At 70.2% G+C, this 19,635-nt stretch carries 20 protein-coding genes, 1 tRNA gene and 1 pseudogene; 20 read left to right on the top strand and 2 right to left on the bottom strand.

The features are described from left to right. The first annotated feature begins 164 nt into the window (after positions 1-164). The 15 genes and pseudogenes from GFH48_RS14055 to GFH48_RS13985 form a co-directional block, all read left to right on the top strand. Positions 165-470, top strand: coding sequence for a hypothetical protein (locus GFH48_RS14055; RefSeq protein ID WP_407698629.1), 306 nt, complete (start codon positions 165-167; stop codon positions 468-470). After that, a complete protein-coding gene (locus GFH48_RS14050; protein ID WP_153288602.1) occupies positions 467-613 on the top strand; it encodes a hypothetical protein in 147 nt (48 codons plus the stop codon). Before GFH48_RS14055 ends, GFH48_RS14050 begins: the two co-directional genes overlap by 4 nt. After that, on the top strand, positions 610-1,602 hold the full coding sequence (locus tag GFH48_RS14045) for a DUF2637 domain-containing protein (protein ID WP_153288601.1): 993 nt from the start codon (positions 610-612) through the stop codon (positions 1,600-1,602). Before GFH48_RS14050 ends, GFH48_RS14045 begins: the two co-directional genes overlap by 4 nt. Further along, entirely contained in the window at positions 1,599-2,249 is a 651-nt protein-coding gene (locus tag GFH48_RS14040) for a GGDEF domain-containing protein (protein ID WP_153288600.1), read from the top strand. The genes GFH48_RS14045 and GFH48_RS14040 overlap by 4 nt, the downstream gene beginning before the upstream one ends. Further along, the gene (locus tag GFH48_RS14035; RefSeq protein WP_153288599.1) at positions 2,249-2,635 is read left to right on the top strand and encodes an RRQRL motif-containing zinc-binding protein; all 387 of its coding nucleotides are present in this window, start codon (positions 2,249-2,251) and stop codon (positions 2,633-2,635) included. Before GFH48_RS14040 ends, GFH48_RS14035 begins: the two co-directional genes overlap by 1 nt. A gap of 80 nt (positions 2,636-2,715) precedes the next feature. Next, entirely contained in the window at positions 2,716-4,956 is a 2,241-nt protein-coding gene (locus tag GFH48_RS14030; protein ID WP_194280583.1) for a cell division protein FtsK, read from the top strand. Between the two features lie 140 nt (positions 4,957-5,096). After that, complete coding sequence (locus GFH48_RS14025; protein ID WP_153288598.1) at positions 5,097-5,348, top strand: hypothetical protein; 252 nt, start codon at positions 5,097-5,099, stop codon at positions 5,346-5,348. Between the two features lie 152 nt (positions 5,349-5,500). Beyond that, a complete protein-coding gene (locus GFH48_RS14020; RefSeq protein ID WP_153288597.1) occupies positions 5,501-5,689 on the top strand; it encodes a hypothetical protein in 189 nt (62 codons plus the stop codon). 11 nt (positions 5,690-5,700) lie between these two features. Continuing rightward, positions 5,701-6,315, top strand: coding sequence for a hypothetical protein (locus GFH48_RS14015; protein WP_153288596.1), 615 nt, complete (start codon positions 5,701-5,703; stop codon positions 6,313-6,315). After that, a complete protein-coding gene (locus tag GFH48_RS14010) occupies positions 6,312-7,586 on the top strand; it encodes a DNA cytosine methyltransferase (RefSeq protein ID WP_153288595.1) in 1,275 nt (424 codons plus the stop codon). Before GFH48_RS14015 ends, GFH48_RS14010 begins: the two co-directional genes overlap by 4 nt. Positions 7,587-7,676: 90 nt before the next feature. Continuing rightward, entirely contained in the window at positions 7,677-8,576 is a 900-nt protein-coding gene (locus GFH48_RS14005; protein ID WP_153288594.1) for a bifunctional DNA primase/polymerase, read from the top strand. After that, positions 8,573-9,730, top strand: coding sequence for an AAA family ATPase (locus tag GFH48_RS14000; protein ID WP_153288593.1), 1,158 nt, complete (start codon positions 8,573-8,575; stop codon positions 9,728-9,730). Before GFH48_RS14005 ends, GFH48_RS14000 begins: the two co-directional genes overlap by 4 nt. After that, a complete protein-coding gene (locus tag GFH48_RS13995; RefSeq protein WP_043674231.1) occupies positions 9,727-9,921 on the top strand; it encodes a helix-turn-helix transcriptional regulator in 195 nt (64 codons plus the stop codon). Before GFH48_RS14000 ends, GFH48_RS13995 begins: the two co-directional genes overlap by 4 nt. Then, the gene (locus GFH48_RS13990; RefSeq protein ID WP_194280582.1) at positions 9,918-11,372 is read left to right on the top strand and encodes a tyrosine-type recombinase/integrase; all 1,455 of its coding nucleotides are present in this window, start codon (positions 9,918-9,920) and stop codon (positions 11,370-11,372) included. The genes GFH48_RS13995 and GFH48_RS13990 overlap by 4 nt, the downstream gene beginning before the upstream one ends. Before the next feature lie 36 nt (positions 11,373-11,408). Next, positions 11,409-11,709, top strand: a pseudogene (locus GFH48_RS13985) (IS5/IS1182 family transposase); the annotation flags it as partial. Between the two features lie 57 nt (positions 11,710-11,766). Here GFH48_RS13985 and GFH48_RS13980 read toward each other — a convergent pair. Together GFH48_RS13980 and GFH48_RS13975 are read right to left on the bottom strand one after the other, a co-directional pair. After that, complete coding sequence (locus GFH48_RS13980) at positions 11,767-12,345, bottom strand: hypothetical protein (protein WP_153288592.1); 579 nt, start codon at positions 12,343-12,345, stop codon at positions 11,767-11,769. Positions 12,346-12,918: 573 nt separating this feature from the next. Further along, positions 12,919-12,990 (bottom strand) — tRNA-Arg (locus GFH48_RS13975). Positions 12,991-13,266: 276 nt separating this feature from the next. On the opposite strand from GFH48_RS13975, the gene GFH48_RS39115 reads away from it, so the two are divergent. From GFH48_RS39115 to thrC, 5 genes are all read left to right on the top strand, one after another. Next, entirely contained in the window at positions 13,267-13,815 is a 549-nt protein-coding gene (locus GFH48_RS39115; RefSeq protein ID WP_407698628.1) for a response regulator, read from the top strand. Between the two features lie 504 nt (positions 13,816-14,319). After that, on the top strand, positions 14,320-15,537 hold the full coding sequence (gene nrtL / locus GFH48_RS13965; protein ID WP_153288591.1) for an ArgS-related anticodon-binding protein NrtL: 1,218 nt from the start codon (positions 14,320-14,322) through the stop codon (positions 15,535-15,537). Positions 15,538-15,544: 7 nt separating this feature from the next. Further along, positions 15,545-16,936, top strand: coding sequence for a diaminopimelate decarboxylase (gene lysA / locus GFH48_RS13960; protein WP_153288590.1), 1,392 nt, complete (start codon positions 15,545-15,547; stop codon positions 16,934-16,936). A 171-nt stretch (positions 16,937-17,107) separates the two neighbouring features. Beyond that, positions 17,108-18,406 (top strand): homoserine dehydrogenase, encoded by a 1,299-nt coding sequence (locus GFH48_RS13955; RefSeq protein ID WP_153292895.1) that lies wholly within the window; start codon positions 17,108-17,110, stop codon positions 18,404-18,406. 6 nt (positions 18,407-18,412) lie between these two features. Continuing rightward, entirely contained in the window at positions 18,413-19,471 is a 1,059-nt protein-coding gene (gene thrC, locus GFH48_RS13950; RefSeq protein WP_153288589.1) for a threonine synthase, read from the top strand. The last annotated feature ends 164 nt before the right edge of the window (positions 19,472-19,635 follow it).

The following is a 19,635-nucleotide window of genomic DNA, read 5'->3' as shown; positions in this document are numbered from 1 at the left end:
GCAATCGAGCGCGCCACTGTGAGATACACGTTCAAGCATGTATCGCATGCCGAATGGGGCAGCCACGGCTGTCTCGACCTGCACAAACACGCCCTGCGGCGGGACTCCCCAGCAAGGTCGTCCGCCGCCGGGTTCTCCCTGCTCCTCCGACCCAGGAGAGATCTGTGAGTAGTTCGAGGTTGCGCACGTTCGTGGCGGGCCATGAGGCCCTGACCACGGACGACTTTGTGGAACTGGCGCTCGGCACCCCGGTTGAGTTGTGGCTCGGGGTGGAGGGCGAGACGGACGAAGAGCGCGCGGCCCGCGAGGACGCGGCGCGCGACATCCTCGCCGACAACCCGCACCTGCCCGACGACGTGAGCCGGATCGCCGCGGAGGCGATCGAGGCGTACGCGCCGGAGCTGTTCAACATCGTTCCGCTGGCCCGTCCCGCCGGCCGTCGCTCGGTGCGCAAGGGGGCGGCGGCATGAGCGAGGACCCGACCTTCGAGGGCCGCATGTTCCTGGAGAGCGAGGCCGTCTATCAGCGCATTCTCGACGGCCAGGTGACGGACGTGGAAGCCGAACTGATGGAGGCCCAGCTCCGGGCCTCGCAGGGCGGTGAGAGCGCATGACGACCACGACGCAGACGAGCGAGCGGCCCGCGGTCCCGCCGCTGACGACCCCAGAACTGTCGCTGCTGGGCACGGTCGCCGTGCTCGCGGCCGGCGTCGGTGGCCTGGGCCTGGCCTCTTCCTTCGAGGCCGTTTCCACGGCCGGGGCCCGCTGGGGCTTCACCTCCCCGTGGATGCTGCCTGTGGGTATCGACACGGCGATCCCCGTGTTCACCGCAGCCTTCTTGCTGCTGATCCGTACGGACATGCCGTTGGGCTGGGTGCGGTTCGTGCCGTGGGCGCTGACCGGGGTGACGTGCTGGCTGAACGTCGCGGCCGGGCACTCGCTGTCCGCGAAGCTCGCGCACGGCACGATGCCGCTGCTGTGGGTGGTCCTGTCCGAGGTTGCCGCGCACGTCTACGCCTCCCGGATCGGTGCTGTCACTGGCCGGCGGATGGAGAAGATCCGGCGCTCGCGCTGGCTGCTCGCCCCGCTGTCCACGTTCGCCCTGTGGCGCCGCATGACGCTGTGGGAGGTCACCTCCTACACGGACGCGCTGGGACGGGAGCGGGAGCGGCAGTTGGCCCGCGCGCAGCTGCGGCAGCAGCACGGCCGCCGCTGGCGCTCCAAGACCCCCCGCCCCGAGCGGGTGCTGTTGAAGCTGGGGGAACTGGCCCCGGCCAGCGAAGACGTCCCGCCCGCCCCTCCGCAGGGCCCGAAGCCGCCCAAACAGGAGACGCCGAAGCCGCCGCGCAAGCGCACCACCAAGGCCAAGACCACCAAGGCGCCGCGGACCCCTGCGGAGCTGCTCGCGGAGGCGCGGACGGCCACGGCGGAGTGGACGGATGACGCGATCAACGCGGAGGCGATCCGGACCACGCTGCACTGCTCGGCAGCGAACTCCCGCGTGCTGCGGGACCTGCTGCTCAGCGAGCGCGCCGACGGCCGACGCCTGCACCCCGTCAACGACACCGATGGCAGCGAGAGCGGCGAGGGGGCGGCGGCATGAACACCCCGGTCACCGTCCTGCTCTCCGCACTGCCGCCGGCCGCTGGCTGGGCTGTCCACGCGTGGCGGCTGCGGGCCCGTCTCAACACCGCGCGGCGTGACCCGCTGACCGGCTTACGGACCCGGGACGGCTTCACCCGCCGTGCCACCGTCCTGCTCAAGGACCCGCGCGCGGTGGTGGTGCTGGCCGACGTGGACCGCTTCAAGCAGATCAACGACACGTTCGGGCATGCGGCCGGGGACGCGCTGTTGAAGGCGACCGCCGACCGTCTCACCCACTACGTCCAGGGCTCCGGGGTGGCCGGGCGGCTCGGGGGCGACGAGTTCGCCGCCGTCGTCATCGACGATCACGGCACGGCCGGCGATCTCCTCGCCGTCCTTCACGGCGTCCTCGCCCGTCCGGTCGACGGCCAGGACCCGGCCGTGCGGACCACGGTCTCGCTCGGCTGGGTGCGTGCCGCGGACTTCCCCGACGACGACCTGTCCGGGCTGCTGCGGCGCGCGGATGAGGCGATGTACGCGGCCAAGCAGGCCCGCGCCGGACTGCGCCGTGCAGGGCTGGGGCGGCTGTTTGCCACGGTCACCGGTCGGCGTGCCGGACGCACCGGCGCCCGTACTGGCGCGCCAGTTGTGGGGGTGGCGGCCTGATGTCCACGGCGTTCAGCAAGTGCTACGACCCCAGCGGCACCCGGTTCGGGGTCCCCACCTTCCCATGGCGCTTCGCCCCCCACGGCTACGCCACCCGCCGTCAGCTGCGGGACCGCGGACTGCGGCCGGGTGGACAGCCGATCGCTGCGCAGGTGATGCGTCGCCACCGGGGCCGGAAGTCCGGGGTGCAGGTCGCCTACCTCTACCGCCTCGACCGCGCCCGCCCGGTGCGGCCGATGACCTCCCGCAAGTGGGGCGCGCTCGCCCTGGCGATGCTCGCCCGCCGCACCTGCCCGCAGTGCCAGTTGGACGCCGGATACGTCATCCCGACCTCGCTCGGAACGTGCGTGTCCTGCGCCTACCCCGAGGAACAGCGCGCCGCATGACCCACGCGGCTGGCCCGACCGCCCACCTCCTACAGCGACGGCCGGGCCCGCCCTTTCCCTCCCGAGAGAAGGAACTGACAGTGAAACACCCCGACGACGACAACGAACTCTTCAACCGGATGGAAGCCGAAATGACCGACCCCGCAGCCCCGTCCGGGGGCGAGGTGGTCGACTTCGGCAAGGCCCGGACCGCGCGCGGCGAGTCGACCGACCCGAGCCCCGACCCGTCGGCCGACTCCCGGCCGTCGAAGTCGGCCGACCCGGAGCCGACCGAGTCTGCCGACGGACGGCCGACGCTGGTCGACAGCACGGTGCCGACCGTGTCCGGCCCCGGCGTCATCGACCGCATCAAGAACTCCAAGCGACTCGACGTCTTCCCCGCCTGGCTCAAGTCGGCCGCGGAGTTCAAGGAAGCGCTCGGCTGGCTGGCCGGGCACGCCTGGCACACAGTGGCTTTCCACGCGGTCCGCGTCCCGTTCGTCTACCTGCCCAAACTCGTCTGGCGCTCCCCGAGCGGCCTGCTCAACACCCTCGGCAGGGTGGGGCGTTGGTCCGTGGACGCCGAGGGCGAGGCCCTGCGGCAGTACACGGCCACGAACGAGCAGGTCGACGAGTACCTGAAGCTCTCGCGGCAGCGCGACCGGCGCGTCCGCCTGCGGATGATCCTCACCGTCCTCGGCTCCCTTTTCACCCTGGGCACGGTCCTGTTCTTGGTCTACGGCGCGGAGCCGATGACGCAGGTCATCGCCGCCGCGGTGGCCGTGCTCGGCTTCGGCCTGGCCGGGGCGCCGGCCGACGCGCCGCTGACGACTCGGGCGGTCATCAAGACCGAGGTACAGAAGCTGACCAGCGACATCGTGGTCAAGGCCATGGCCTCCATCGGCATCGGCCAGATCGCGAGCGCGGTCGCCAAGGGCAGGGACGGCATCCAGTTCGCCGCTCCCATCACCCGCGAGGGCCCCGGCTGGCGCGCGGACATTGACCTGCCGCTCGGAGTCACGGTCGCGGACGTGGCCGACCGGCGTGCCCGACTGGCCTCCGGTTTGCGCCGGCCGCTCGGGTGCGTGTGGCCGGACGCCGACCCCAACGAGCACGAGGGACGCCTGATCCTGTGGGTGGGGGATCGGGACCTGTCCAAGACCGGCATCGTCAAGTGGCAGCTCGCCACCGCCCGCCGCCACGACATCTTCAAGGGCATTCCGTTCGGCCTGGACCCGCGCGGCCGTGGCCAGTCGGTGCCGATGATTCAGCACAACGTGCTGATCGGCTCGCAGCCCGGCCAGGGCAAGACCGCCTCCGTCCGCGTCCTGGCCTGCGGGGCGGCACTGGACCCGTCGGTGGAAATGTGGCTGCACGAGCTGAAAGGCACCGGCGACGTGGACGCCCTCGCCTGCACCTGCCACCGGTTCGTCTCCGGCATCGACGACGACTCCATCAAGTACGCCGCCGACTCCCTCACCCTGCTGCGCGCCGAGGTCATGCGCCGCGCGGCCGCGATCAAGAAGCTGCCGCGGGACCTGTGCCCGGACAAGCGCATCACCCGCACCATCGCCGACAAGCGCTCGCTGAAGCTGTGGCCGCTGCTGGCCGTGTTCGACGAGTGCCAGAACCTGTTCGCCCACCCCAAGTACGGCAAACAGGCTGGTGAGGATGCCGAGTTCATCATCAAGCTCGGCCGCGCCCTCGGGGTCATCCTGATCCTGGCCACCCAGCGCCCGGACAAGGACTCGCTCCCGACCGGGATCAGCGGCAACGTGTCCATCCGCTTCTGCCTGAGGGTCGCCGGCCAGGTCGAGAACGACATGATCCTCGGCACGAGCGCGTACCGGAACGGCGTGCGCGCCACCGCGTTCCGCCCGGAGATCGACGCAGGCAACGGCTACCTCGCCGGAGCGGGCCCCCTGCCGAGCGTGGTCCGCACCGCCTACCTCGACGACCCGGCCACCAACGCCATCGCTCAGCGCGCTCTCGCCCTGCGCAAGGCCGAAGGAACCCTGTCCGGGCACGCGCTCGGGGAGGACGCCGAAAGCACTGCCGGTCCGTCGTACGACCTGCTCGCCGACGTCGCCGCTGTCGTCCCTGTCTCGGAGAAGCGGGTGTGGAACGAGCGGATCGCCGCCCGGCTCGCCGAGCTGCGGCCGGAGGTCTACGGCGGCTGGAAGGGCGAGAACGTCACCTCAGCACTCAAGCCGCACGGCATCAAGACGACCGGCGTGGCCGGGATCACCGACGACGGAGAGCGCACCACCCGCCGCGGCATCGTCCGCGACGACCTCACCACCGCAATCGCGGAGCGTGACGAAAACCGGGGTGCCGCCTAGCCCCGCGCACCCGCTACCGGTAGCGGGCTCACCTGCTACCGGTAGCACCCCCGCTAGCACCCCAAACAGCACCCCACCTGTGATCTAGCGGATAGCAGCCCACCTGCGAAAACCCCGGAAACCGGCCCGGAGGGACCCCGATGACCCCCATAGCCCTTGCTGTCGCCTGCCTACTAGCCATCACACTCTGTTACGCAGCCTTGTGTGCGGGGAGCCCGTTCGGGACCTGCCGCAAGTGCAACGGCTTCGGCTTCGCCACCACCGCCGACCGCAAGGGACGCCCCAAGCGCGGCAAGCACTGCCGCCGCTGCAAGGGCCGCGGCAAACGCGTCCGCGCCGGCCGCTGGCTCTACAACCGCGCCTCACGGATCTACCGCCAAGGCACCCACTGAGCACACGACCGGCGACCACCCGTCATCAGACGGACCCCGCTCCTAGCTGGAGCCAGGCGGGCACGGTCGCCGGTCGAAGCCCCGAACTTGCCGGCACCCGGCGCCCGCGCAGCGTAACCAGCCGCTCTTCCCGACCGAAAGCGAGTTTCGCCATGGCCGTGACCATCTCGCTCGCCCTGCTCTTCGGCCTGCTGCTCATCGTCCTCATCCGCTCCGGATCACTCAAGGCGGGCGGGGCGTTCGTGGCCGTGATGTTCGGCTTCTACCTCGCCTCCACCGGCGCCTCCCACACCGTCAACGCCCTCATGAACGCCGTCATCAACGCGCTCCCCAACCTGTGAGGAAGCCAGTCGTGAACGAACAGATCGTGGCCCGCCACTGGCTCGCCATCATCGCCCCCAAAGCCGCGCCCGCCGTGGCGACGTCCACCGTGCTGATCCTGGCCCGGATCTGGAACGCCAACGGCGCCCAACACTCCCTCGGCAACGCCGTGCTCATGACCGCGCTCTCCCTCGCCGCCGGTGCGGCCGGCGTCTGCGCGAGCATCGGCCGCGCCGGAGACCCCGTCATCGCCGGGTCCGCGTTCGCCGCCTCCGGCGGGCTCGCCCTCGCCGGCGTCGCCGGATACGCCGACGGGCTGTCTCTGCCCCTGCTGCTGTGGGTGCTGACGACCGCCATCGCCTACGGGCTCGCCGCCCGGTACTGGCGCACTGACCGCCGCGAACGCGTCGCGTACGAGAGGCACGTGAGCGACCGGCGCGAGGAACGCGCCCACATCGAGCGCGTGGAAACCATCCGCGGCACGACACAGATCGAGGTCGCCCGCACCGGCGCCGCCTACGCCGAACAGCTCGCGCAGGCACTCATCACCCGCGCGGCCCTGCCCGGCTTCGACCCCGGGGCCCTCGAAGCGGTGGGCCTGCCCCAACTCCCGTTCGCCGACAGCAGCAAGGAGAACCGCGCATGACCTGTCCCGTCGCGCCGTTGGAGGGCGGCAACATCAGTCTGTGCACCGGCTCCGGCGCGCTGGACCAGGCCGTGGAAGCCGTCACCGGCCTGTCCACCGTTCTGGTCGGCGAGAAGGACCCGGCCGCCGCCCGGCTGCTGGCCGCCCGCCTGCCCCTTGTGGACAACCTTGGGGACATCACGGCCGTCGACTTCGCCGCCCTGGCCGCAACGGTGTCCCGCCCGGTGGCGCTGACGGCCGGGTTTCCCTGCCAGGACATCTCCAACGCCGGACCTCGGGGAGGGATCGCCGGTGACCGCTCCGGACTGTGGAAAACCATTGTCTGTGCCGTTCGCCATCTTCGACCCCGCCTCGTCTTCCTGGAGAACGTCGCAGCCCTGCGCAGCCGGGGACTCGACGTCGTCGCCTCCGACCTGGCCGCGATCGGGTACGACGCGCGGTGGATGTGCCTTCGAGCTGGAGATCCCGAAGTCGGCGCCTGCCACCGGCGCGACCGCTGGTTCGCCATCGCCTATCCCGCTGCTGAAGACCCCCACCTCACAGCTCGGACGCAACGGCGGACCGCAGCACCCGGACAAGCGCCGGGCGGGCGGGCACGGGCCGACGCTGGAGGACGAAGTGGTGTTCTTGCTTCCCCCGACCGGCACCTGAGGCTGCTGCCCACCCCGGCCGCCGCCGACGGCACCGGCGGACCGGGCGTCTCTCCCAAGCGTCGGGGCGGGATGAACCTGCGCACCGCCGTCACCCTGCTGCCCACCCCCGCCGCCCGGGACTGGAAGTCCGGCGCCTCCAACCTGATCGGCGTCAACTCCCGCCCCCTGAACGAGGTGGTGGTGAACCTGCTGCCCACCCCCAAGGCGTCCGACGGCCCGCACGGCGGACCCAACCAGCGCGACACGGCGGGCAACTACTACCTGCCCGGCCAGGCCGTCCGCCTCGACCGGCGGTGGGTGGCCACCAACGGTACCGACTACGGGCCCGCCATCCGCCGCTGGGAACAGGTTCTGGGCCGGCCCGCGCCCGAGCCGACCGAACCCGGGACCAAGGGAAACCGCCGGCTGTCCCCGGCGTTCGTGGAATGGATGATGGGCGCCGATCCCGGCTGGGTCACCGGCCCCGACCTGGGCCTGTCCCGCTCCGACCAGCTCAAGATCCTCGGCAACGGCGTCGTCATCCACCAAGCCGCACTCGCCTACCGCGCCCTGCTCGCCGCCACCGCGCCCGACGCCGCGGACACCGCACCGGCCCAGCTCACCCTGGACATCGCCTAGCTACGCCGCGGCGGCGGGACTCCCCAGCAAGGTCGCCCGCCGCCGCGGTTCTCCCTGCCCATCCGAAGACAGAAACAGGAGAACCCCAGGATGCCGTACCCGGACGACTCTGCCCAGCTCACCGCCGTGCTTGACGCAGCGTCCCGTGACTGGCGCGTCTTCCCCCTTATCCCCGGCGACAAGCGCCCGGCCATCTCCGACTGGGAGACCCGAGCCACCACCCACCCGGACCGCATCGCCCGAGCGTGGTCCGTCGCCGCCTACAACGTCGGCATCGCCACTGGCCCCTCCGGCCTGATCGTCATCGACCTGGACAAGCCCAAGCACCCCGGCGACACTCCGCCGGATGCTTGGGCCGAACACGGAGTCGCCGACGGCGCCGACGTCCTCGCCGTGCTCTGCGAACGCCACGGCCAGCCCTTCCCCGCCGACACGTACACCGTCCGCACCTGGAGCGGCGGCACCCACCTCTACTTCACCGCCCCCGAGGGCGAGCACCTGCGTAACACTGCCGGGGACAGCACCCGAGGGCTCGGATGGAAAGTCGACACCCGCGCATGGGGCGGACTCGTGGTCGGCGCGGGCAGCACCTTCGACGGACACCCGTACGAGATCACCCACCACGCCCCCGTGGCACCCCTGCCAGGTTGGCTTGCCGAACTCCTGCGCCCGGCGCCGCTGCCCCCTCAGACACCCATCAGGGTTGCCCTCACCGGGCGCGGCCGACGTACCGCCTTCCTCCGGTCCGCCGTCAACGGCGAAGTGGAGCGGGTCACCGGCTCCGGCCCGCACGAGCACAACAACGCGCTCTACGTCGCCGCAGTCGCCCTTGGACAGCTCGTCGCCGGAGCCGAGTTGAGCGAAGCCGAGGTCACCGGTTGGCTCCTCACGGCCGCGGTTCAAGTCGGACAGGGCGAGCGCGAGGCACGGCGCACCATCGCTTCCGGGCTCCGGGCCGGAGCACGGCGCCCCCGGACGGTGGCGGCATGAGCGTCAACCCCATCCCGCCCCTGCACCTGTACTCCGTGCCCAGCGACACCGAGGCGGCCCCGGTTCCACCGCCAAAGCGGGAACGACCGCGGACCGCATGGACGGCCGATCAGCTCATGGCTGCCAACTTCCCCGAGCCGAAATGGGCCGTGCCCGGCATCCTCGCCGAGGGCGTCAGCCTGCTCGCCGGACCGCCCAAGGTCGGCAAATCCTGGCTCTCCCTCGGACTGGCGCTCGCGGTCGCCGCCGGAGGCCAGGCGTTCGACTCCGTGCCCGTCCAGGGCGGACCCGTCCTCTACCTCGCCCTGGAGGACACCCCGCGCCGCCTTCAGACCCGGATGGGCAAGCTCTTGGGCGGACAGTCGGCGCCCGCAGGTCTGACCCTGGTCACCGAATGCCCGCCCTTCCCCCAGGGCGGAACCGAGGCCATTGCACAGTGGCTGGAGCGCAACCCCGAGGCTCGCATGGTCGTCATCGACGTGTTCGCCAAGATGCGCGGACAGGCCCCGCAGGGCGTATCGGCGTACGACGCGGACTATGTCTCAGTCGGCTACGCGAAGCGGCTCGCGGATTACTACGGCATCGCCGTCGTCCTGGTCCACCACGTCCGCAAGGCAGGCTCGGACGACTTCCTGACCGAGGTGTCCGGGACCAACGGCATCGCCGGCGCGGCAGACGCCACCCTCGTACTGAAACGGGCCCGCGGGCAGGCAGACGGCATCCTGCACGTCACCGGCCGCGACGTGGACGAAGCCGAGTACGCCCTCAGCTTCCAACCCGCTTCCGGCGCCTGGCACTTGCTGGACGGACCGGCCACCGACCACACCGTCGGCGACACCCGAGCCGCGATCCTGAGGTACCTCCGAGCCCATCCCGGCGCGAAGCCCAAGGAGATGGCGGGAGTGCTGCAGCAGGTCGACATGGACACGATCCGCCGGACGTGCTCCCGCATGGCCGAGGCGGGACAGCTCACTAAGGACGGTGGCGGCCGGTACTACCCGACCACCGAGACCCGGACAGAGAGTACCCACCAGGTGTCCGGACTGTCCGGCTGTCCGGTTACCCCATCTGACCAGCATGAACACCCCGGACAGTCGGAATTGGAGCTGTCCGGGCTGTCCGGGTCGACCGAAGCCGAAGGGACGGCTGTATGAGCGCCCGCGCGCTGGACGAGAAGTTGACCGTCGCGGAGGTCATCACCGATCTGAAGGTCGCTCCGTCGACGTTCTACCGGTGGCGCCAACTCGGGAAGGCCCCTCGCTCGATCAAGCTGCCCAACGGTGACGTTCGCATCCGCCGATCCGAATACGAGCGTTGGCTTGCGGAGCGGGAGGACGCCGCGTGAGCACGACCGATGATGCCTCGCCTCTCCGTCCGCACGGAGAGGCGAGGCCTGGGTACTCCCTGGATGTCCGGCTGTGGAAGGTCACAAAGGTCGACCGCAAGGCACGCCCGTACCAACTCCGTTGGGTTGTAGGCGGGAAGGTGAGCAGCGCGACGTTCGCCACGTCCGCACTCGCCGAAAGCCGGCGCTCGGAGTTGCGGCAGGCCATGCGCCGGGGAGAAGCGTTCGAGATCGCGAGCGGACAGCCTGAGTCCGAAGTCCGCGCGGCTGAAGCGACGGCGGCTGAGGTCAAGCCGTCGTTGCGGTGGTTTGAGTTCTGCCGGAAGTACGTCGCCGGGCGGTGGCGCATGAGCGCCGCCAAGACCCGTGAGGGCATGGCGGACGGTCTGGCGGCCGTCGCGCTGGCCATGGTGGAGCGAGGCGAGAACACCCCTGAGGACAAGCTCCTGCGCCTGGCGTTCCGGTGGGCGATTGTCCCCGCGAACGCCGGAAATGAGCCGCCGGCCGAACTCAAGGCCGCGTACGAGTGGCTCACGAGGGAGGATCGGCCGGTTATCGACCTGGTCGACTTTGAGGTGATCGAGGATGTGCTGTACCGCCTCAGCTATCGACTGGACGGCACGCCGGCGGCGGGGGAGACGCACAAGCGGCGACGCCGGGTCCTGAACACGGCCCTTGAACACGCGGTGGCCGCGAAAGAACTCCCTGAGAACCCTCTCCAAGGGGCCCACAAGAAGCGCGTGGGTTCCGGCGCGGTGGTGGACCGACGCGTTCTCGTGAACGCCGCACAGGGGCGCCAGTTGCTCACTGCGGTCTCCTACGTAGGTTCGTGGGATCGCTGTCGAGGGCGGCGTCTGGTGGCCTTCTACGCGGTCCTGTACTACGCGGGGCTGCGGCCCGCTGAGGCGGTCGGGCTGAGGCTGTCCGACTGCAATCTGCCGGACGAGGGTTGGGGCACGTTGACGCTTCGGGAAACGCGTCCGGTCTCCGGGAAGCAGTGGACCGATTCGGGGGAGCGGCACGACCGCCGGGGGCTGAAGGCGCGCGAGGCGGACACGGACCGCCCGGTGCCCATCCCGCCCGTCGTGGTCGCGATCCTGCGGGCGCACCTGGACACGTTTGGCACGGCCCAGGAAGGGCGCGTGTTCGGGAACGAGCGTGGGGGAGTCGTCGGATCTTCTACCTATTGGCGGGTGTGGGAGGAGGCACGGGAGTATGCGCTCCCACCTGAGCGCGTCGACTCGCCGTTGGCAGGGCGCCCGTACGATCTGCGGCATGCGTGCATCACGCGGTGGCTGAACGCGGGGGTTCCGATCGCTGAGGTTGCCCGGCGGGTTGGCAACTCACCCGAGGTGATCCACCGGCGCTATCACGGCTGCATCGATGGCCACGAGGAAGCGGCCAACGCGAAGATCACAAAGGCGCTGGAAGAAGACGGGGATACGGCCTAGGTCGCTGGCCCCGGCGATGCCGGAGGAGGCCAGCGGATCCGCTCCCATCGTCCGGCCGGGCCGGGCGGTCTTCGCAGGCCCGGCAAACTGCACGGAGACAAGGGTTACGGCTCCAGGCGCTTGCGACGATGGCTCGTCGCTCGCGGGATCAGATGTCGCCTCGCCTGCAAAGGCATCGAGTCATCCCGACGTGCGGGCCGGCGCCGCTGCGTCGTGGAACGGACCGGGTCCTGGCTGTCGACGCCTTCACGGCCGCTACGAGCGCAAGTCCGAACACTTCCTCGCCCATACGGCCATCGCCGCGACCCTCATATGCCACCGCCGCATCGCCAAATGAAATGACGTCAAAGTGGGTGCTTGCCCGATGAGGCGGGGAAGCACCCACCGAATATCTTTAGGTCGTTGCGGTCACCGTGCTAGTGCAGGTGCCGCCATCAACCGCGAGGTCCGCGTACTCTCCGACACACAGCTGAAACTTGACCTTAAGACCCTCAGGGAACGACTTGTTTTGGTAGCCGATGGTGCCATTGCCCCTGGTGTTCCAGATGGTGCCCAACCGAGTTAGGACGGTAAAATTACCGGCAGAGTCTTTTTTGTACAGCTCCCAGACCACGACAGCAGAGTGACCGTCTGCCTTGCCGTCCTCCACTGAGAACCACTCCCCATTTGGGGCGAAGCAGCCCTGCCCGTACGACGATACTCGGCATGCACTGAATGTGAGAGCGGTACCACCGGTGCTGGATTCGGTGACATCGACTTCAGCACTTGCCGCAGATGCGGGAGAAACTGCGACCGTCCATGCGGCGGCGGCGGCCGTTACGACAGTCATGAACTTTGATCGACTTTTCACGTGTTCTCCTAATTTTGCTAAGGACGAAAGGCCTCGCCGGAGCCATGTCGGGACGTTCCTCTTGAAGAGTGCTGCGCGATTAGTGTCCGCCATGCCTTCACGTATCAACAGCGCCGGTTTCATCGGAGCATGATCAGGCTTACCGCATCGGCCCTGATGCGCGGACGGTGGAGTTTCCGCCACTCTTCGCAACACCGTCCCCACTGGAGGTTTGCCCGTCCTGGTTGCCCTTCCAGTGTTGATCACGGGAGTTGCCGCACTTTATCGAGTGCGGCAGTTCGTGGCAACCGTCGAAGGGTAGGGCAAGGAAAACGGACTCCAACGGCCAGGACGGTTGGAATGCCGCAGCCCAATAGGTTCAGGTGAAGATAAATCACCCACCAATCGCATACCACTCCCGGAGGTATATAGCGATACCGCCATCGCCGCGGCGTAAGCCAGCCCCTGAGTGTCAGCGGCACCATCCTGACCACTGAACAAGTCTCCAGGCATAGGTATCTGCGTCAGTGAAACTCTTCGGCTTGGGCGTGGCCGCATCCTTCTGCGGCCGCATGACGTCCACACCTGGTGTATCGCAGATGGTGCGTGGTCAGTGAGAGGCAATGAGAAAGGGCGGGAGTCAGTGAGACTGACTCCCGCCCTCTTCTGTCGGCATCCGCCCTGGTCAGCGCTTGATTGCTGCTGTTCCTAGGCGAGTGCCCCCGGCAGGATTCGAACCTGCGCACACGGCTCCGGAGGCCGTTGCTCTATCCCCTGAGCTACGGGGGCGTGTCGGCCTTGGTGTGTGGCGACGGGTAGAACCCTACCAGCTCTTTCAGGGGGGACTGGCATGGGTTTATGTGGGGGAGGGGCGGTGTGTTGAGGGGGTGGGGAGGCTCGCGGGCGTGGGTCGAACCGGCCCGGCTCCCCGGCGTGAGTCGTGGATGCGGGGGCGGGGCGGGTTCAGGGTCCCCGTCCGGGGTGGAAGTGGGGAAAACCCGGACGCGGTGGTGGGCGCGGACCTACTCTCGAGTTGTGTCAGGCGCGTCCGGTCGGGTGCTTGTTGTGGACGACAACAAGGTCATCCGGCAGCTGATCAGGGTCAATCTCGAGCTGGAGGGCATCGAGGTCGTGACCGCGGCCGATGGTGTCGAATGTCTGGACGTGGTCCATCACGTGCGGCCCGATGTCGTGACCCTCGATGTGGTCATGCCCCGGCTCGACGGGTTGCGGACCGCCGCTCGCCTCCGTGCCGATCCGCGGACGCGGAACCTTCCCCTCGCCATCGTCAGCGCCTGTACCCAGTACGAGGTCGAGAGCGGTCTCGACGTGGGTGTTGACGCCTTTCTCGCCAAGCCCTTCGAGCCTGCTGAACTCGTGCGACTCGTGCGGCAGTTGATGGAGCGGCGGGGGAGTCGGGGCGGCGAAGGCGGTGGTGACGACGACTGCGAGTCACCCTTCCGAGGCGCTTTCCACGGTGCCTTCGAGGGCGCGGACGCAGGCGAGCGCTTCGCGTCGGACGCGTTCGGTACGGAGCGTTTCCGTACGGAGAGGTTCGGTCCGGAGGGGCTCGGGGCCGACGACGCCGAGCGCGCCGGCCGGTTCGGTCATTGATCAGCAGAGGTTTGCTGGTGCGGCAGGCATTGCCGGCAACGCAGGATTTGCGGGATTTGCGGGAATTGCGGGAATCGCAGGTGTGCCGGCCGTACAGCCGGTGCGGCCTGCACGCCATTGAATCGGCACCCACTGGCCGTCGCACATTGATCGCGGGGCATTGCGTGGCTGGAGACCAGTCGGGCGGCGCCGGATCAGCCGTTCGGGTCATCTGACCTCCGCCCTCACCTCCCCCTTCGATACATCACCGCACGTCACCTGACCTCACCCCCTCCGGCCCAGGCAGCCCTCCCGGGTGTACCCGTACCGCGCCCGTACCGCGCCCGTACCGCGCCACCCCCACATCCCCGTCCCGTCACCCACACGGGCGGACGGACGACAGGCCCGCCCGTCCGCCCCACCCCCTGACCCCGCCTCCCGCACCACCCCGCACCCCGTCCACATCCCGGACCTCTGGCCAAACCGACTCGCATACCCACCCCCCTCCTCCCCTACGCTGGTCACGTGACCCCCGTCGAGCTCTCCCGTACCGTGCTGGGCGCGGTGCGTCGTGCCGTGGACGCGGGGGAGCTGAGCGTGGCCGTGCCGGTGCGGGCGCAGGTGGCGCCGCCGGGGCCCGGTGGGTGCGGGGACTACGCCACGAACATCGCGTTGCAGCTGGCCCGGCCCGCCGGGCGCTCCGCGGCGCAGGTCGCCGAGATCCTGCGGCCCCACCTCGTCGGCGCCGACGGTGTCGATGACGTCGCGATCACCGGGCCCGGGTTCCTCAACATTCGCCTCGGCGGCGCGGACTCGGCCGTCGCGTCCCTCGTACGGGAGATCGGGCGCGGTTCCTACGGTCATGGCGACGCGCTCGCCGGACAGGTCGTCCCTCTCAGGATCCCGTACGACATCCGTGCCGAAGTCGTCGCCGACGCGCTCGTACGGATCATCGCCACCCAGGGTGGCCTGGCCCAGGTGCAGTACGCCGAGCCGCGGCACACCGTCCGGAAGGACATCGACGCGCCGTCCATCGACGCGCCGCACATCAGCGCCTCGCACGCCGGCGCGCGGCACACCGCCGCCCCCCACCCCGCCACCCCCCACCCCGCCACCCCGTGCATCGCCCCTCCACCCGCCGCCGTACGGCACACCGGCCCACGGCACACGGACGGAACCGTCCCCCTCACCCCGGCGGAGCCCGTTACCCCCGACCCCCTCACCCCGGCGGAGCCCGTTACCCCCGTCCCGCTCCGCCCCGTCCCCGCCGCCGAGGACCCCACCCCCCTCGGTCCCGACGCCGCCCGCTGGGCGCTGCTGCATCCGGCCGGGCACGACCGGCCCCGGATCGGGGCCGGGCATCTCCTCCAGCACGAGAGCAACCCGCTCTTCCGCGTCCGGTACGCGTACGCCCGCACCCGGGCTCTCACCCGCAACGCCGCCGCCCTCGGCTTCACCGGCACCCCCGGTGACGTCCCGGCGGCCGACGACCTGCTCGGCGCCCTCGCCGAGTACCCCCGTGCCCTGCGCGTCGCCGCGACCCACCGCGCCCCCGACCGCCTCGCCCGGCACCTCGTCACCACCGCCGACGCCCTCCTCGCCGTCCAGCACCTGGTGCTGCCGCTCGGCGACGAGAAACCCTCGGCCGCCCACCGCGCCCGGCTCGCGCTCGCCGAAGCCACCGGGACGGTGCTGGCCGGCGGCCTGTCCCTGCTCGGCATCAGCGCCCCTGACTATCTGTGAGAGAAGAATGAGCCGTTCCGCACACCCCGCCGGGCCCCGTCACGCCGATGTCCTGCCCGAGGGGCACTACAGCGCCCCGCCCGCCGACCTCAACGCCCTCGACCCCAAGGTCTGGGCCCACACCGTCACCCGTACCGACGACGGGATCGTGAGCGTCGGAGGTGTCGAAGTCACCACCCTCGCCGAGGAGTTCGGCACCCCCGCCTACTTCCTCGACGAGTCGGACTTCCGGGCCCGCGCCCGCGCCTGGCGCACCGCCTTCGGGCACGACGCCGACGTGTTCTACGCGGGCAAGGCCTTCCTCTCCCGCGCCGTCGTGCGGTGGCTGTACGAGGAGGGGCTGAACCTCGACGTCTGTTCGGGTGGCGAACTGGTCACCGCCCTCTCCGCCGGTATGCCCGCGGACCGCATCGCCTTCCACGGCAACAACAAGTCCGCCGAGGAGATCACCGCGGCCGTCCGGGCCGGCGTCGGGCGGATCGTGCTCGACTCCTTCCAGGAGATCGTGCGTGTCGCCCACATCGCCCAGTCCCTCGGCACGCGGCAGCGCGTGCAGATCCGGGTGACGGTCGGCGTGGAGGCCCACACCCACGAGTTCATCGCCACCGCCCACGAGGACCAGAAGTTCGGGATCGCCCTCGCCGACGGGCAGGCCGCGGAGGCCGTACGCCGCGCGCTGACCCTCGACGGTCTCGAACTGGTCGGGATCCACTCGCACATCGGCTCGCAGATCTTCGACATGGCCGGGTTCGAGGTCGCCGCCCGGCGCGTCGTCGCGCTGCTCGCGGCCGTCCGTGACGAGCACGGGGTCGAACTGCCCGAGATCGACCTCGGCGGCGGCCTCGGCATCGCGTACACCAGCGACGACGACCCCCGTGAGCCGCACGAGATCGCCAAGGCCCTCAGCGAGATCGTCACCCGGGAGTGCGAGGCCGCGAAGCTGCGGACGCCCCGGATCTCGGTGGAGCCCGGACGCGCCATCGTCGGTCCGACCGCGTTCACGCTCTACGAGGTCGGCACGATCAAGCCGCTCGAAGGGCTGCGGACGTACGTCTCCGTGGACGGCGGCATGTCCGACAACATCCGCACCGCGCTGTACGACGCCGAGTACAGCGTCGCCCTCGTCTCGCGCACCTCCGACGCCGAGCCCATGCTCGCGCGCGTCGTCGGCAAGCACTGCGAGAGCGGTGACATCGTCGTGAAGGACGCGTTCCTGCCCTCGGACCTGGCCCCCGGCGACCTGATCGCCGTGCCGGCCACCGGCGCCTACTGCCGGTCGATGGCCAGCAACTACAACCACGCGCTGCGTCCGCCGGTCGTCGCGGTCAACGACGGCGAGGCGCGGGTCATCGTGCGGCGCGAGACGGAGGAGGACCTGCTCCGGCTCGACGTGGGATGACGGCCGCCGGAGGGCGTATGACGGACGGCGTACGGGCGGAGGAAGATCTCCGGTCCGCCGGTCCCGCAAGAATGAAATAGACATCTCACGATCCGGACGAGGGACAGAAAGCCCCGTCCGGTGAGTGAGACTGGTCCCACCGTAGACGGTATGAGGAAACGAGGTCGGATGATGCGTACGCGTCCGCTGAAGGTGGCGCTGCTGGGCTGTGGGGTTGTCGGCTCAGAGGTGGCTCGCATCATGACGACGCACGCCGACGACCTCGCCGCGCGCATCGGGGCCCCGGTCGAGCTGACCGGCGTCGCGGTGCGGCGCCCCTCCAAGGTCCGTGAGGGCATCGACCCCGCCCTGGTGACGACCGACGCGACCGCCCTGGTCAAGCGCGGGGACATCGACGTCGTCGTCGAGGTCATCGGGGGGATCGAGCCCGCCCGCTCCCTCATCACCACCGCCTTCGCGCACGGCGCCTCCGTCGTGTCCGCCAACAAGGCGCTGCTCGCGCAGGACGGTGCCGCGCTGCACGCCGCCGCCGAGGAGCACGGCAGGGACCTCTACTACGAGGCCGCCGTCGCCGGTGCCATCCCGCTGATCCGCCCGCTGCGCGAGTCCCTCGCCGGCGACAAGATCAACCGCGTGATGGGGATCGTCAACGGGACCACGAACTTCATCCTCGACAAGATGGACTCCACGGGCGCGGGCTACCAGGAGGCCCTCGACGAGGCCACCGCGCTCGGCTACGCGGAAGCCGACCCGACCGCCGACGTCGAGGGCTTCGACGCCGCGGCCAAGGCCGCCATCCTCGCCGGGATCGCCTTCCACACCCGGGTACGCCTCGACGACGTCTACCGCGAGGGCATGAACGAGGTCACCTCCGCCGACTTCGCCTCGGCCAAGGCGATGGGCTGCACCATCAAACTGCTCGCCATCTGCGAGCGGGCCGCGGACGGCGGCTCGGTGACGGCGCGCGTGCACCCGGCGATGATTCCGCTGAGCCACCCGCTGGCCTCCGTGCGCGGCGCGTACAACGCCGTGTTCGTCGAGTCGGACGCCGCTGGTCAGCTCATGTTCTACGGACCGGGCGCCGGCGGTGCCCCGACCGCCTCCGCCGTCCTCGGCGACCTCGTCGCCGTCTGCCGCAACAAGCTCGGCGGCGCGACCGGCCCCGGCGACTCCGCGTACACCCAGCTGCCCGTGAGCTCCATGGGCGAGGTCGTCACGCGGTACCACATCAGCCTCGACGTGGCCGACAAACCGGGTGTTCTCGCCCAGGTGGCCACTGTCTTCGCCGAGCACGGCGTCTCGATCGATACCGTTCGCCAGCAGGGCCGGCAGGACGGAGGCGGCGAGGCCTCTCTCGTCGTAGTCACCCACCGTGCGTCCGACGCGTCCCTGAACGGGACCGTCGAGGCGCTGCGCAGCCTCGACACCGTGCGGGGTGTCGCCAGCATCATGCGGGTTGAAGGAGAGTAACCAGCAATGACCCACCAGTGGCGCGGAATCATCGAGGAGTACCGGGACCGGCTTCCGGTCTCCGAGAACACGCCGGTCGTGACGCTCCGTGAGGGCGGTACGCCGCTCGTGCCCGCGCAGGTGCTCTCCGAGCGCACGGGCTGCGACGTCCACCTCAAGGTGGAGGGTGCGAATCCGACCGGGTCCTTCAAGGACCGCGGTATGACCATGGCCATCACGCGGGCGAAGGAGGAGGGCGCCAAGGCGGTCATCTGCGCCTCCACCGGGAACACGTCGGCCTCCGCCGCGGCCTACGCGGTGCGGGCCGGGATGGTCTGCGCCGTCCTCGTGCCGCAGGGCAAGATCGCGCTCGGCAAGATGGGGCAGGCCCTCATCCACGGCGCGAAGATCCTCCAGGTCGACGGCAATTTCGACGACTGCCTCACGCTCGCCCGCTCGCTGTCGGACAACTACCCGGTGGCGCTGGTCAATTCGGTCAATCCGGTGCGCATCGAGGGTCAGAAGACCGCGGCCTTCGAGATCGTGGACATGCTCGGCGACGCGCCCGACATCCACGTCCTGCCGGTGGGCAACGCGGGCAATATCACGGCGTACTGGAAGGGTTACACCGAGTACGCCGCCGACGGCATCGCCACCCGGACCCCGCGCATGTGGGGCTTCCAGGCCTCCGGTTCCGCGCCCATCGTGCGCGGCGAGGTGGTCAAGGACCCCTCGACCATCGCCACCGCGATCCGCATCGGCAACCCGGCCTCGTGGCAGTTCGCGCTGGCCGCGCGGGACGAGTCCGGCGGGTTCATCGACGAAGTGACGGACCGTGAGATCCTGCGCGCCTACCGGCTGTTGGCGGCGCAGGAGGGTGTCTTCGTCGAGCCGGCGTCCGCCGCGTCCGTCGCCGGGCTGCTGAAGGCGGCCGAGCAGGGCAAGGTCGACCCCGGCCAGCGGATCGTCTGCACGGTGACCGGGAACGGCCTCAAGGATCCGGACTGGGCCGTCGCCGGCGCCCCGCAGCCCGTCACCGTACCCGTGGACGCGGTCACGGCGGCGGAGCGGCTCGGGCTGGTGTAGACCCGGTCGGCGCGAACCCGCGGTCATCTCGTAGGAGTGGCCGCGGTCCCTCGGGAGTCCCTGGCGGGAGTGCCCGGGGGGAGTCCCCGACAGGAGTCCCCGGGGGCGCGCGGGGCGCCTGCAGAGGCGCCGCGCGGTTCCGCTGGTTCTTCGTGGCGGCGGAA

The organism is Streptomyces fagopyri (assembly GCF_009498275.1).
Taxonomy (GTDB): Bacteria; Actinomycetota; Actinomycetes; order Streptomycetales; family Streptomycetaceae; genus Streptomyces; species Streptomyces fagopyri.
The sequence above is the reverse complement of the archived record's forward strand: the minus strand, read 5'-3'. Positions and strand labels throughout refer to the sequence as shown.

Bases quoted from the DNA above. Each gene is read 5' to 3' on its own strand.
- GFH48_RS14050 (WP_153288602.1), top strand. From the start codon at position 467: ATGAGCGAGGACCCGACCTTCGAGGGCCGCATGTTCCTGGAGAGCGAG.
- GFH48_RS14045 (WP_153288601.1), top strand. From the start codon at position 610: ATGACGACCACGACGCAGACGAGCGAGCGGCCCGCGGTCCCGCCGCTG.
- GFH48_RS14040 (WP_153288600.1), top strand. From the start codon at position 1,599: ATGAACACCCCGGTCACCGTCCTGCTCTCCGCACTGCCGCCGGCCGCT.
- GFH48_RS14035 (WP_153288599.1), top strand. From the start codon at position 2,249: ATGTCCACGGCGTTCAGCAAGTGCTACGACCCCAGCGGCACCCGGTTC.
- GFH48_RS14025 (WP_153288598.1), top strand. From the start codon at position 5,097: ATGACCCCCATAGCCCTTGCTGTCGCCTGCCTACTAGCCATCACACTC.
- GFH48_RS14020 (WP_153288597.1), top strand. From the start codon at position 5,501: ATGGCCGTGACCATCTCGCTCGCCCTGCTCTTCGGCCTGCTGCTCATC.
- GFH48_RS14010 (WP_153288595.1), top strand. From the start codon at position 6,312: ATGACCTGTCCCGTCGCGCCGTTGGAGGGCGGCAACATCAGTCTGTGC.
- GFH48_RS14005 (WP_153288594.1), top strand. From the start codon at position 7,677: ATGCCGTACCCGGACGACTCTGCCCAGCTCACCGCCGTGCTTGACGCA.
- GFH48_RS14000 (WP_153288593.1), top strand. From the start codon at position 8,573: ATGAGCGTCAACCCCATCCCGCCCCTGCACCTGTACTCCGTGCCCAGC.
- GFH48_RS13995 (WP_043674231.1), top strand. From the start codon at position 9,727: ATGAGCGCCCGCGCGCTGGACGAGAAGTTGACCGTCGCGGAGGTCATC.
- GFH48_RS13980 (WP_153288592.1), bottom strand. From the start codon at position 12,345: ATGAAACCGGCGCTGTTGATACGTGAAGGCATGGCGGACACTAATCGC.
- lysA (WP_153288590.1), top strand. From the start codon at position 15,545: ATGAGCCGTTCCGCACACCCCGCCGGGCCCCGTCACGCCGATGTCCTG.
- GFH48_RS13955 (WP_153292895.1), top strand. From the start codon at position 17,108: ATGCGTACGCGTCCGCTGAAGGTGGCGCTGCTGGGCTGTGGGGTTGTC.
- thrC (WP_153288589.1), top strand. From the start codon at position 18,413: ATGACCCACCAGTGGCGCGGAATCATCGAGGAGTACCGGGACCGGCTT.